The following is a 12913-nucleotide window of genomic DNA, read 5'->3' as shown; positions in this document are numbered from 1 at the left end:
CTGATACCGATCGGTATCGCCCGGGACTGCTCGGTACCGTAACATGAGGGTGGTGCGGCCTGGACGGCCGGAATGGCGCGGGAGGATGGGGCATGACGGACACGGTGCGGCCGGGCCGGGCGGAGCGGGTGGCCAAGCTGCCGCCCCGCGAGCGCATCCTCGACGCGGCCGAGGAGCTGTTCGGCTCCGAGGGCATCAGGGGCGTCGGCGTGCAGGCCGTCGCGGACCGGGCCGGGACCACGAAGGCCGCCCTGTATCGGCACTTCGGCACCAAGGACGCGCTGGTGGCGGAGTGGCTGCTCATCGTCGCCGCCGAGTACGCCGACGCCTTCGACCGCATCGAGGAGCGGTGGGGGGACGACCCCCGGGCACAGATCAGGGGCGTGGCCGCGTTCGTCGCCGACGGCCTGTCGGCGATCTCGCACCGCGGCTGCCCCTTCGTCAACTCCCTCGCCGAGCTGCCCGACGCGACCCACCCGGCGCGTCAGGTGATCGAGGCGCACAAGGCACGGCAACTGCGCCGCCTCACCGCCATGTGCGTCGCGGCCGGTCTCAGCGATCCCGAGGGCGCCGCCGCGGAGATCACCTTCGCGCTGGAGGGGGCGCAGGTCAGTGTGCAGAACGGGAGCGTGGAGCGCGTCGGTGAGCGGGTGGTCGCGTTCGTCGACGCGGTGATCGCCTGGCACGGGGGCTGAGCGAGGGCTTGGCGCCGGGCCTCGGTGGTGGGGTGGCGCGGGGTGCGCTCAGTGGGGCCCTGCGCCCCCCGGTGCTCTCCCGGACGGCCTTCGCCCAAGTGCGTAATGCCGAGGCAAAATTGACCGGTTCCGCGGAGACGGGTCCCGTGCGTTTCGCCCTGTTCGCCTTCCGGCGCCGCGTGGTCTCGTTTCCGTGACCGCCGCACTGGGAGGAAACATGGCCATGGGACGGCAACACGGGAGCCGCCACACGACGGCCGTTCGGGTCGCACAGGTCTCGCCGGTGAGGCTGGACGCAGTCGGCGGCCGACCGCCGCGGCGTCGTCCCCGGATCGATGCCAAGCAGCGGCTGGTCCTGCGGATCAAGGCGCGCGCCGAGGCGGTACCCAGGCTCCGGCACAACCTCGCCGGTGTCCTCGGCGGCTGGGGGCTCGGACACGCGGTCGACGACACGCTCCTCGTTGCCGGGGAACTGGTCGTCCATACGCTCGCGTGTGGGCCCCGGGAGCTCGAGTTGACGGTCAGCCACGGCCGCGGCCGACTGCTCGTCGAGGTCGCCTCGCTCGCTCCGACCAGGCCGCCCCGCAACCTGGCGGGGGTCATGTTCGGCGGCTGCGGCCACGTCATCGTGCAAGCCCTCTCCGTGGACTGGGGCTGGGTGCCCCACCAGGGCGGCAGGTGCGTGTGGGCCCTGCTCGCCGTGCACCGTGCGCCCACACACCCCCACTCCGCCGCACGCGCGCCCCGCGTCGCTCCCGCGGTCCTCGGCCCCTTGCCCGCACCCGGCCTGAGCGCGCTCATCGACCGGGTCCTGGGGACCTGGAACACGAGGCGGCCGGAGACCCTTCCCCGGGTGGCCGACGCTCAGCAGGCCGCTCACCTGCTCATGGTTCACCTGCGGCCCCTGATGGAGGACGTCGGCGAGCGCGCGTCGCGCCTTTCCAGGTCGGCGGCGGCACGTCAGGCCTCCGAGCAGGCCCTCGCCGAGGCCCGGCGGCGCCTGGAGTGGCCCTCGGGCATGGATCAGCTGGCCGCGGTCGGTCATGCCCAGCGGCTCGCCCGTTCCGCCCGGTGCCTGCTCCGCGTCCGCTTCGACCTCGACCAGGCGCGGAGACTGCTGTGATCCTTCCCGCGGGGCCTATTTCCGTGCGGTCAGGGTGTTCCGTGCGGTCAGGGTGGCGTGCAGCCGACGGGCCGGCTGGAGGAGGGCGCCGGTCCTGGTCGCGGGCTCACCGGCCCTGCCGGGCCCGCCGGGCTCGCAGTCCAGGGTGAAGCGCTGGGCGAGCGTGGCGAGGACGAGGGCCGCCTCGACCTGGGCGAAGCGCGCGCCCGGGCAGGCGCGTTGACCGCCGCCGAAGGGGAACCACACGTGGTCGCGTACGGGAGCGGGGGTGTCGGCCAGCCAGCGCTGGGGGCGGAAGGCGTCCGGTTCGGGATACCAGCGCGGGTCCCGGTGGGCGGCCCACATGCTGCACCAGACCAGGGTCCCGGCCGGGACCGCGGTGCCGCCGAGCGTCGCGCCCGGCCGGGCCGTGGCCTTGACCGCCCAGGCGGGCGGATACAGGCGCAGGGCCTCCTGGACGATGTGCCGGGTCCAGTCGAGCCGTTCGTAGTCCGCGATGGCCGGGGGCCGTCCGCCGAGCACCCGGTCGAGTTCCTCGTCGAGGCGCTCCCGGCTGTGGGGGTGCGCGGACAGCAGGTGCCAGGTCCAGGTCAGCAGCGTGGAGGTGGTCTCGTGGCCGCCGATCCACAGCGTCGCCGCCTCGTCCCGCACCTCGACGTCCGTCAAGGCACGGCCGTCGTCGTCCCGGGCGGCGAGCAGTCTGCTGACGATGTCGTCGCGCGGCGGTGCGCCGCGCTCCAGCTCGGCCCTGCGGGCGCCGACCAGCCGGTGGATCTCGGCGTCCAGGACCCGTACCGCGGCGAGCAGCCTGAGGCGTCCCGGGGTGCGGGCCCAGGACGGCAGGAAGAGACCGAGGCCTCTGAGCTCGGCGGAGACCTGCCGCTGGCCCACCGCCATGGCGTCGCCGAGCACACGGGCGCGCGGGCCGAGGTCGTCGCCGAACAGCGTGCGCAGCACGATCCGCTGGGTCAGCTCGGCCATCTCCCGCTGTACGTCGACGCGTTCGCCCCCGCGCCAACGGTCGGCGAGCGCCGTGGCGCACTCGACCATGTGCGGGGCGTACCCGCGTACTTGACGGGGACGCAGGACGGGCTGGACCAGCCTCCGCTTGCGCCGCCACTGCGATCCGTGACTCATCAGGACGCTGTCTCCGAGGACCTGCTTGATGGGCCAGGTGAGGACCGTCGACTCATACCCGTGCCCGACGCCGCCCAGCAGTTCGGCGATGTGCGCGGGGTGGGAGACGAGCAGACAGCGTCTGCGGCCGAGCGACCACGTCACGGAGTCGCCGAACTCCTCGCGCAGCCGCACGAAGAAGGCCTGGGGATCTTTGCCGAACTCGGGCAGGCTGCCGAGCAACGGCAGCCCTCGCGGGCCGGGCACGGGGCAGAGGGGGGTGGGGTCCGAAGTCAACGGGCGGTCCTTCGTGCGGGAGGGACCTGCGGCGCGTTCGCGCGGCAGGTCGATGCGGCATGCGGTGGGACAGGTCGATACGGCAGGTTGATGCACCGGCGCGGCGGTAGCAGGTAAGAGGGCGGAAGGAGGTCGGAGGTACGGGGCAGGGGGAGCAGCACAGCACCGGTGCGGCGCCGGAACAGCGCGGAGCGCCGGGAGTCCCACGTATGAGGGAGCGTGCCCGGAGCGCGGCCGAGGCGCGGCCGTCGCCCACGGGGTCGTACACACCATCGGACGAACCGCCCCGTCCACGCCTCGCGCTCCGGCGCGATGCGCCCTCCCGGGATGGTGTGATGGGCCTACAGTCCCGTCATGGCCCGCAGTGACGTCTCGGCCCGTGTGCCCAATCAGGACCTCGCCGACTGGCTGGCCGAACACAGCCTGACGGAAGCGGAGTTCGCCGACCGGATCAACCTTCAGACGGCCGCGCTGACCGGGCACCCCGGCAACACCACCGACCGCACCGTGCGACGCTGGCTGTCCGGCGAGGTGCGATGGCCCCAGGCCAAGCAGCGCGAGGCCCTGACCCGGCTGACCGGACGAGGCCCCGAAGACCTCGGCTTCACCCCGAGAAGCACCGTGCCGCCGCCGCGATCGGCCCTCTCCCAGGGGCAGCACAGGCGGGTCGGCGTGAGTGACGTCCGGCGGCTCGCCGCGTCCCTGACCGGCATCGTGGCCGCGGACGACCGTTTCGGCGGCACCACTGCCGTGGAGGAGCGCGCCGCACACCTGGCCCGGGAGGTGCTCGCCCTCCAGCAGCACGGCAGCGCGAGCGGGCGCGTGCGGAACATGCTCTACTCACTCGCCGCCGCATCCATGTGCTCGGCGCTGTGGGCGGCCACCGAGGGCCACCGGCTCGATGCCGCGCACCGATACCTGCACGAATCGGTGACCCTGGCCGGGCTGTCCGCCGATCCGGCGGTGCAGTTCCGGGTCTGGGGAAGCGCGGCGGTGCTGTACCGCCGCTGCGGCCGGGGCACCGACGCCCTGGCCGCCATCGATGTGACCCGCTCCCTGCCGATCGTCCGCCGTGACCCGGTGTACGCCTCGCTCGCGCACGCGCACACCGCCGCCCAGTACGCCACCATCGGTGACCGCGCGGCCGTGCAGCGCGGCATCGACCGCGCGCAGAGCGCTCTCGACCGCGCCGAACCCACGCGGCCCAGGCCGTCGTGGATGCTGTTCCACGACCAGGCCCAGCTGGATTTCTTCGCTCTCATAGCCGAGTCCCACCTGGGCCAATGGGCACAGGCCGAGGCACACGCGCACCGCTCCCTCGCCCTCCTGCGCCCCGGCCTCGTACGCAACCGCCACCGCACCCTCCTGTTCCTGGCCCGGGTGCAGCTCGAACAGGGTGACCTCGAAGCGGCCGTGGCCTCCGTCCACGCCGTACCGCGAGAGGAGTGGCACGGGCGCACCGGTCGGCTCGTCACGGCGTTGCACACCCGCGTGACGGCGATCGACCCGAGGATGTGGCCGACCGGGCGATGAGGCACCGCCCTCGCACCCCCATCGGTCCGGATGGTGGACGGATTCCGCGAATTTTGACCTCAGTTTGGTCTAGACCTTGACAGGTCCAGACCATTTTCGCTTGAGTCGCGGCACCCCCGATGGCGGGGCGGGAGACGACTTCCGCCCTGCCCGTAAGGAGAGTTGGCATGATCAGACGCATCACCAGCTTCATGGCCGCGGTGGCCACGATCGGCGCGTTGATCGTCCTGGGTCCGGGTGCCGCCTCGGCGTCCGCTGCCGAGTGCGCCGCGCCGTGGAACTCCTCGTCCGTGTACACGGGCGGCAAGTCGGCCTCGTACAACGGACGCAACTGGACCGCCAAGTGGTGGACGCAGAACGAGACTCCGGGCCGCGCCGACGTCTGGGCGGACCAGGGCGCCTGCGGTGGTGGGACGGACCCGGGCAACCCCGACCCGTCCGGCTTCATCGTCAGCGAGTCGCAGTTCAACAAGATGTTCCCGAGCCGGAATCCCTTCTACACGTACAAGGGTCTGACCGACGCGCTCGGCGCCTACCCGGGCTTCACGAACACCGGCAGCGACACCGTCAAGCGGCAGGAGGCGGCGGCGTTCCTCGCCAACGTCAGCCATGAGACGGGCGGACTGGTGCACATCGTCGAGCAGAACCAGGCGAACTACCCGCACTACTGCGACAAGACCCAGCCCTACGGCTGTCCCGCCGGGCAGGCCGCCTACTACGGCCGCGGCCCCATCCAGCTCAGCTGGAACTTCAACTACAAGGCCGCGGGCGACGCACTCGGCATCGACCTGCTGAACAACCCGTACCTGGTGGAGCAGAACCCGGCCATCGCCTGGAAGACGGGCCTTTGGTACTGGAACACCCAGAACGGCCCCGGCACCATGACCCCGCACAACGCCATGGTCAACGGCGCCGGATTCGGCGAGACCATCCGCTCCATCAACGGCGCCCTGGAGTGCAACGGCGGCAACCCCGCCCAGGTCCAGAGCCGCATCAACAAGTACAAGGCCTTCACGTCGATCCTCGGCACGACGCCGGGCTCCAACCTGAGCTGCTGACGTCCCGGCCGCGCGATCCGTCCCCGCGCGCGGCACCGTGCCGGGCGGGCCCGACCTCACGGGCCCGCCCGGCACCCGCTCAGGCGCCGGGGCCCGTGCCGAGGTCCCGCGCGCAGCGGAAGCCGGTGTGGCCGCCCCCGCCGTCGACGGCGTCGGCCGTGCGGGCGGCGACCCGGTAGCGGTTGCAGTACGAGTCGTGGCACAGGTGGGAGCCGCCGCGGACGACCTTGACGGTGCCGGTGGGCGGGCCCTCGGGGTTGTGGGCGGGGCGTGCGGCGGCGTGGTCGGTGGACCACCAGTCGGCGCACCACTCCCAGACGTTGCCGGACATGTTGTACAGCCCGAAGCCGTTCGGTGCGAAGGCGTCGACAGGCGCGGTGCCGCGGTAGCCGTCGGCGGCGGTGTTCTTCGTGGGGAAGGCGCCGCGCCAGATGTTGCAGCGGTGCTCCCCGCCCGGGTCCAGCTCGTCGCCCCAGGGGTAGCGCCGCTGTTCCAGGCCGCCCCGCGCCGCGTACTCCCACTCGGCCTCGGTCGGCAGCCGCTTGCCCGCCCACCGCGCGTACGCCCGCGCGTCGTTCCAGGACGCGTGCACCACCGGATGGCCGCCGCGCCCCTCGGCCGAACTGCCCGGCCCCTCCGGGTGACGCCAGCTCGCGCCCTCCACCCCGCACCACCACGGCGTGTGCTCGGGCCGCGGCGAGACGCGCCGCAGCTCGGCGCGGAGGAAGCCCGCGAAGACGTACGACCAGCCGATCCGCTCGGCGTCGGTGACATACCCGGTCGCCGCGGCGAAGGCCGCGAAGTCGTCGTTGCTCACGGCGTACGCGTCGAGCCGGAAGGCGTCCACACGGACCGGCCGCACCGGACCCTCACCGTCCTCCGGGAACCCCTCGGCGTCCTCCGCCCCCATCAGGAACTCGCCTCCCGGCAAGGTGATCATGCGGTCCGGAGCGTTGGGGACCGCCGAGGAGCGGGCGGGCGGCGGCACGGCGGGTGCGGGGAGTCGGGCGGCCGCGTCCCGCGGGGCGGCGGCGTCTCGGAGTGCGGCGGCACCCCGCGGGGCGCAGCAACTGCGGGGACGCGGCTCTGGGGCAGGCATGGAGTCCTCCTACGGCGGTGGTGATCCCCCAGTGTGCTGCGCGTGGTTCCCGGTGAACCGGCCGGAGTCCCGTAGGCCGGGCGGGACCAGTGCGCGTACGAGGGTCAGCTCCACGCGCGCCGTTCCTGGCGGTGGGGGTCGTCGACCTGGGTCCATTCGGCGGCGATCCGCATCGTTGCCCTGCGCTCGTTGTCGTACGGGTCCCAGCCGGGGTCGCCGGTCGTGGCGAAGCGGATCCAGGCCGCGTGCATGCGGGCGGCGAGGTCCGCGGGCGGCCTGACCGGGCCGAGCAGGGCGGTGGGGCCATGGAGTCGGGGGAGGTGCGCGAGATCGAAGACGAAGGGCAGCTCGACCGCGTGGGTGGCGCCGAGCTGTCCGTCCAGGGCGTGCGAGCGCCAGGCGAACTCGTAGCTGTACGTGGCGGACTCGGGGTGGGCCGCGTGCGCTGCGGCGAGGGCCCGGCTGCCCGCGCCGAACAGCGCGTCGCCCATGACGGCGGACCGCAACTCGGCGAAGGACGCCTCGGGGCGTGCCTTCCGGTAGGTCTCGACGAGCCGCCGCGCATCGTGGTGCGAGCGCGCCGCCGCGTCGTCGACGTCCTCGGCGGTCGAGGTGGCGTACTTGCCCACGGGGACCAGGTAGAGGTTGCCCTCCTCGGCGTTGGTCCCGATGAGCAGGTCGACGCCGGCGCCGGGACCGGCGGCGACGGACGCGGCGGGCTGCGTGTCGAGAACCAGGCTGAAGGGGCTGAGCCCGATCAGCGGGTCGCGGTGCGTGTCGGTCCGCAGGTCGATGCCGACGAGCTGGGAGGCGGCCTCGACCAGGCGGTCGTCGGAGATCTCCGCGAAGGCGTCCACGTGGGGCACGGCGCCCAGACGCCGGGCCGCCGCCTCGGTGACGCGGGCGGCCTGCTCGGTGGTGAACGCCCCCAGACCGCTGCCGCTTTGGACGATCGCCCGGCGGAAGAGGCCGGTGGCCTCGGGGGCGGCGAGGGCGCCGCCGACGAGGGTCGCCCCGGCCGACTGGCCGAAGAGGGTGACGCGGCGCGGGTCGCCGCCGAAGGAGGCGATGTTCTCCCGGACCCAGCGCAGCGCGGCGACGACATCGAGCAGGCCGCGGTTGGCGGGCGCGCCGGGGAGGTCGAGGAACCCGGCGATGCCGAGCCGGTAGTTGAGGGTGACGAGGACGACGCCGTCGCGGGCGAAGGCCGACCCGTCGTACAGCGCGGACCGCGTCGATCCGGCGACGAATCCGCCGCCGTGGACGAACACCATGACGGGCAGGTCGCCGCCGCCGACGGCGGGCGTCCAGACGTTGACCGTGAGGTAGTCGTCGCCGCGGCTCCAACCGGTGCCGAAGTAGGGGGACATGTCCACGGTGCCGAGTGCGCGCGGGGACTGCGGGGCGTTGGGCCCGGGCACGGTGGCGTCCCGTACGCCGTCCCACGGCTCGTGCGGCCGGGGCGGCGCGAACCGGGCGGCGCCGTGGGGCGGGGCGGCGTAGGGGATGTCGAGGAAGGCGGTGATGTCGTCCTGGCGCAGGCCGCGTACGGCCCCTTGGGCCGTGGTCACGACGGGGTCGGGGTGGTGGTTCACGAGGGTGCCTCTCCGGGTCTCAGGCCTGCTCGGGGTACGGGGCGAAGGAGGCCCAGCCCTTGATGGCGAACTTGTCGGCCTCGCGCGTCACTTCGGCGGCGCCATGGCCGCCCAGGTGCGCGGGGATCAGGAGTGCGTTGTTGTCGGCCGCCCAGCCGAGGACCTTGCGGCGGGTGGCGCGGGCGCCCGCCGGGTCCTCGCAGAAGCAGCTGTTGGCGTCCGGCTCAAGGACCTGCACCGGGCTGTGCAGCAGGTCGCCGACGAAGACCGCCCGGTCCGTCCCGGAGGCGAGGGTCAGTACGGCGGAGCCGGGGGTGTGCCCGGGAGCCGCGTCCAGACGGAGGTCGCCGTCGATATGGTGATGGTTCTCCCACAGCAGCGTCTGACCGGCCTCGTGCACCGGGGCCACGCTGTCCTCGAAGACGTTCTGGTTGCCGCGGCCGAGCAGCGGCTTGTGGCCGTTCTCGGGATTCCAGAAGTCGAAGTCGTCCTTCGCCATCAGATAGGTGGCGTTGGGAAATGTGGGCACCCAGCGCCGGCCTTCCAGGTAGGTGTTCCAGCCGACGTGGTCGACATGGAGATGCGTGTTGATGACGATGTCCACGTCCTCGGGCCGCACACCGGCCCGGGCGAGGTTGGCCAGGAAGTCCGTTTCGAGACGGCTCCAGACCGGTGCGTACGGGCGCTCCTTGTGATTTCCCACCCCGGTGTCCACAAGAATGGTCCTGCCCTCGCTGCGCAGCAGCCAGGTCTGGATCGCGGAATTCACCATCTGGGTATCGGCGTCCAGGAAATGCGGGGCCAGCCAGGAAGCGCCGTCGTCCCACACTCCTTTCGGGCTTTCCGGGAAGAAAGTTTCGGGCGTCATGTCGACGGAGCCGAAGTATTCCCAGATCCGGGTGATGGTGACGTCGCCGAGCTTGATTGTTTCCATGCGGGGTCCTTGGGAATTCGGGGGATTTCCTGGAACCGTACGATCGGCTCCGGCGTACGCGGTATGCGTCAGGTGACTGCACCTGCGCGAGGTGACCGCGCCCGCGCGGACGGCCCGACCACTGCGCACGGCCGCTTGTAGCCTGGGCGGGCGAGGCAGGGGGACTCCTGCCGGGGGAGCGACAATTCCGGGAGACTCCGTGGACGAGCACACCGGCGGCCTCGGCGCGATGACGGGAGGGCGGCCGGCTCCGGAGCCGGGGGAGCCGATCCTCGGCCGAGACACGGAATTGGCGCGCCTCTTCCGTGCCGTGGACCCGGCGTCGGCCGACCCGGTGCTGATGCTGGTCGGTGACGTGGGCACGGGAAAGAGCGCGCTGCTCGACCGTGCGGTGCGGCGGGCCGCGGCCGGAGGTGCCCGCGTCCTGCGTGCCGAGGGCAGCGAGGCGGAGTCGAGCCTGGCGTACTCCGCGCTGCATCAGTTGCTGCGGCCGCTGGCGGCCGAGGTGGACGAACTCCCGGAGAGGCAGCGCGCGGCGCTGCATGCGGCGTTCGGCGCGGGGCAGGAAGCGCTGCACTCCGTCGTCGGCACGGGTCAGGAGCCGGAGCACGCCGCCTTCGGCACGCAGCAGGACACGGCCCGGGACCCGGCCGCACCCGATCTCATGCTGATCGGAGTCGCCGTCCTGAGCCTGCTGTCCGCCCTGGGCGAGCACCGTCCCGTACTCGTGGTCCTGGACGACGCGCAGTGGTGCGACCGCGCTTCCCTGGACGCCCTGTCCTTCGCCGCCAGACGGCTGGAAGGCGAACCGGTCACGATGCTGATCGGGGCGCGTACCGACATCCTGACCGGGGCGCGTACCGACATCCTGACCGGGGCCCGTACCGACAGGCTGATCGGGACCGGTACCGACGCGCCCCTTCCGGGATTCGACCGTCGCCTGCCGACGCTCACCCTGGGACCGCTCGACAAGGCCGCCGCGGACCGGCTCCTCGACCTGCAGCCGCAACGCCCCACCGGCCCCACCAGGACACGGATCCTCGACCAGGCGGGCGGCAACCCCCTTGCGCTGGTGGAACTGACGAGGGCGGCCACCGCACCCGACACCGCCGCCGCGCTGCCGTCCGCGGGGCCGCTCCCGCTCACCGCCCACCTGGAGCGGATCTTCGCCGCCCGCAGGACCGGCCTCCCCGCCGCCACCTCGCGGGCCCTGCTGCTCCTGGCCGCCATGGACAGCGGCGACTCCGCGCTCGCCACCCTGGCCGGGCTGCCGCACGCCGAGGACGAGGTCTGGCTGCCCGCCGAGCAGGCCGGGCTCGTCCGGCGGACGGGCCGGGACGTCCGGTTCCGCCACCCGCTGGTCCGGTCCGCCGTGTATCACTCCGCGGCCCCGGGTGCCCGGCGCGAGGCCCACCTCGCGCTCGCCGAGATGCTGCGGGACGAGCCGGACCGGCGTGCCTGGCATCGGGCCGCCGCCTGCCCGGGCCCGGACGCGGCCGTGTCGGCGGACCTGGAGCGGACCGCAGCCCGGGCCCTTCGGCGCGGCGGCCACGCGGCGGCGGCCAAGGCCCTGCAGCGCGCAGCGGACCTCGCGCCGCGGCGCGAGGACAGTGCCCGGCTGCTGGTCGAAGCCGCTGCGGCGGCCGTGTTCACCGGCGACATCGCCTGGGTCGAGGAACTGACCGCCGGGGCCCGCGCGCGCACGGACGACGCGGCGCTCCTGACCGCCGCGGCCGTGCAGGCCGGACGCCTCGCGGTCCTGACCGTCCGGCACGCCGTGGTGTTCTCCCGACTGGCCGACGCGGCCGAGCAGTTGACGCCCGCACAGCCCGCCGCCGCGCTTGACCTGCTGTCCGGCGCCGCCGTGGTCTCCTTCTACTCCGGCGAGGACGCCCAGCGTCACCGCGTACAGGATCTCCTGAGGAGCCTTCCGGAGGACGCCTCGCACACGGGCGTACGCACCTGGGTGCGAGCTGTGGCGGACCCCTTCACCGATCGGGCCGAACTCCTGCGCCTGCTCCCGCAGTTGACCGCCGAGGCGCGGACCCGGCCCGAGCGGCTCACCACCGTCGGGATCCTGGCGTGGCTCCTGGACGAGACCCCGCAGGCCGTCCGGGCCTTCGACGAGGCCTTCGACCGCTGGGAGTCGCAAGGAGCGCTGCCGGAGGGCCTGGGCGGCGCCGTCGCCTGGGCCTATGTGGAACGAGGGCGGTGGGACCAGGCCCGCGCGGCCTGCGCCCGTACCGCCGAGGTCGGCCGGGCGGCGGGCCTCGACCACGCCGTGGCCTGCGCGGCCGCCGTCGACGCCACGGTGCTGGCACTCCAGGGAGACACGACGGCGGCCCGCGCCCGGGCCGAGGAGGCACTCGCTCTGATCGATCCGCTGGAGAGCCGCTCGGTCCACGTCTACGTCCGCCGTGCGCTCGGTGCCGCGGCGGTCGCGACAGGCGCCTACGAGGCCGCGTACGACCAACTCCGCATGGCCTTCACGGCAGTCGGCGCGCCCGTCCACCACCACGCCTCCTACCCGGCCCTCGCGGATCTGGCCGCCGCCGCTGTGCGCTGCGGCCGCCGCGCGGAGGCCGCAGCGATCGTCGAGCGTGCGGCACGCGCCCTCGCGGACGACGCCTCGCCTCGTCTGCGGGCGCTGATCAGCCGGGCCCGTGGCCTGCTGGCGGACCCCGAGGACGCCGAGCCGCACTTCAGGGCGGCCCTGGCGGACCCGGTGCCGGCACGCTGGCCCTTCGAGTACGCCCAGACCCTGCTCGACCTCGCGGAGTGGCTGCGACGGCGGAGGCGCGTCGCGGAGGCGCGGGGCCCGCTCACCGAGGCCCTGGAGACCTTCCGCCGCCTGGGCGCCCACCCGTGGAGCGAGCGCGCCCGGGCCGAGTCGCGCGCCGCCGGCCTCGACGTCACGGACCCGGCCCCCGACGCGCTGGCCGAACTCTCCCCGCAGCAGCGGCAGATCGTCCAGCTTGCCGCCCGCGGGCTGACCAACCGCGAGATCGGCGAGAAGCTCTTCCTCTCCCCGCGCACGGTCGGCTCGCACCTCTACCGCAGCTTCCCCAAACTGGGCATCACCGCCCGCGCCCAGCTGCGCGACCTCATCGAGGGCCCCATCGGGACGGTCGGCCACCAGTAGGGAGGGGCAGCCCCCGGAAGGTCCGGGTACGCCAGGAGGTCCGGCCGGATCTAGGCTCCTCGTATGAAAGCCCCCGCCCCACCCGCACGCCGCCTCGCCCTGGCCGCCGCCGCTCTCCTCGCCGTCGCCGCCGTCATCCTTGGCGTGACCCTCACCAGCGGCGACGGCTCGGACAGCGGCGGCCGGGACGGCGGGGGGGAGAGAACGGGGGAAGAGGGGGGCGGGGGGGGGGGGCAGAGCGGGCCAGAAGGCAAAGGCGAGAAAGGCGGCGGTGCCGCCGAGAGAGCCGGGAAGCCCGGAAAGGTGCCGTGTGACGGACGG

9 protein-coding genes are annotated in these 12913 nt (G+C 73.6%); 5 read left to right on the top strand and 4 right to left on the bottom strand.

The features are described 5' to 3' along the window. Positions 1 to 92 precede the first annotated feature (92 nt). Both ACZ6AA_RS38505 and ACZ6AA_RS38500 read left to right on the top strand, forming a co-directional pair. Positions 93 to 695 (top strand): TetR/AcrR family transcriptional regulator, encoded by a 603-nt coding sequence (locus tag ACZ6AA_RS38505; RefSeq protein WP_468483371.1) that lies wholly within the window; start codon positions 93 to 95, stop codon positions 693 to 695. A 283-nt stretch (positions 696 to 978) separates the two neighbouring features. Beyond that, positions 979 to 1818: a DUF6415 family natural product biosynthesis protein gene (locus tag ACZ6AA_RS38500; RefSeq protein WP_468483370.1), complete on the top strand. Its 840-nt coding sequence runs from the start codon at positions 979 to 981 to the stop codon at positions 1816 to 1818. A gap of 15 nt (positions 1819 to 1833) precedes the next feature. Here the strand turns inward: ACZ6AA_RS38500 and ACZ6AA_RS38495 are convergent, their stop codons facing one another. Further along, positions 1834 to 3231 (bottom strand): cytochrome P450, encoded by a 1398-nt coding sequence (locus ACZ6AA_RS38495; RefSeq protein WP_468483369.1) that lies wholly within the window; start codon positions 3229 to 3231, stop codon positions 1834 to 1836. 354 nt (positions 3232 to 3585) lie between these two features. Here ACZ6AA_RS38495 and ACZ6AA_RS38490 point away from each other — a divergent pair, with 354 nt between their 5' ends. Beyond that, positions 3586 to 4764 carry a Tat pathway signal protein gene (locus tag ACZ6AA_RS38490; protein WP_468483368.1) on the top strand — a complete coding sequence of 393 codons (1179 nt, stop codon included), beginning with the start codon at positions 3586 to 3588 and terminating at the stop codon, positions 4762 to 4764. A gap of 167 nt (positions 4765 to 4931) precedes the next feature. Beyond that, the gene (locus ACZ6AA_RS38485) at positions 4932 to 5822 is read left to right on the top strand and encodes a glycoside hydrolase family 19 protein (RefSeq protein ID WP_468483367.1); all 891 of its coding nucleotides are present in this window, start codon (positions 4932 to 4934) and stop codon (positions 5820 to 5822) included. Between the two features lie 79 nt (positions 5823 to 5901). Here the strand turns inward: ACZ6AA_RS38485 and ACZ6AA_RS38480 are convergent, their stop codons facing one another. The 3 genes from ACZ6AA_RS38480 to ACZ6AA_RS38470 form a co-directional block, all read right to left on the bottom strand. Next, positions 5902 to 6921 carry a formylglycine-generating enzyme family protein gene (locus tag ACZ6AA_RS38480; RefSeq protein WP_471463106.1) on the bottom strand — a complete coding sequence of 340 codons (1020 nt, stop codon included), beginning with the start codon at positions 6919 to 6921 and terminating at the stop codon, positions 5902 to 5904. 104 nt (positions 6922 to 7025) lie between these two features. Continuing rightward, entirely contained in the window at positions 7026 to 8516 is a 1491-nt protein-coding gene (locus ACZ6AA_RS38475; protein WP_471463104.1) for a carboxylesterase/lipase family protein, read from the bottom strand. Positions 8517 to 8535: 19 nt separating this feature from the next. Beyond that, positions 8536 to 9450 (bottom strand): MBL fold metallo-hydrolase, encoded by a 915-nt coding sequence (locus tag ACZ6AA_RS38470; protein ID WP_471463102.1) that lies wholly within the window; start codon positions 9448 to 9450, stop codon positions 8536 to 8538. A gap of 199 nt (positions 9451 to 9649) precedes the next feature. Between ACZ6AA_RS38470 and ACZ6AA_RS38465 the strand changes: the two genes are divergently transcribed. After that, positions 9650 to 12592: a helix-turn-helix transcriptional regulator gene (locus ACZ6AA_RS38465; protein ID WP_471463100.1), complete on the top strand. Its 2943-nt coding sequence runs from the start codon at positions 9650 to 9652 to the stop codon at positions 12590 to 12592. Positions 12593 to 12913 lie beyond the last annotated feature (321 nt).

The organism is Streptomyces sp. NPDC040610 (genome assembly GCF_055594065.1).
The sequence above is the reverse complement of the archived record's forward strand: the minus strand, read 5'-3'. Positions and strand labels throughout refer to the sequence as shown.

Coding starts and splice junctions, on each gene's coding strand:
- ACZ6AA_RS38480 (WP_471463106.1), bottom strand. CDS start 6,921: ATGCCTGCCCCAGAGCCGCGTCCCCGCAGTTGCTGCGCCCCGCGGGGT.
- ACZ6AA_RS38485 (WP_468483367.1), top strand. CDS start 4,932: ATGATCAGACGCATCACCAGCTTCATGGCCGCGGTGGCCACGATCGGC.
- ACZ6AA_RS38505 (WP_468483371.1), top strand. CDS start 93: ATGACGGACACGGTGCGGCCGGGCCGGGCGGAGCGGGTGGCCAAGCTG.
- ACZ6AA_RS38490 (WP_468483368.1), top strand. CDS start 3,586: ATGGCCCGCAGTGACGTCTCGGCCCGTGTGCCCAATCAGGACCTCGCC.
- ACZ6AA_RS38470 (WP_471463102.1), bottom strand. CDS start 9,450: ATGGAAACAATCAAGCTCGGCGACGTCACCATCACCCGGATCTGGGAA.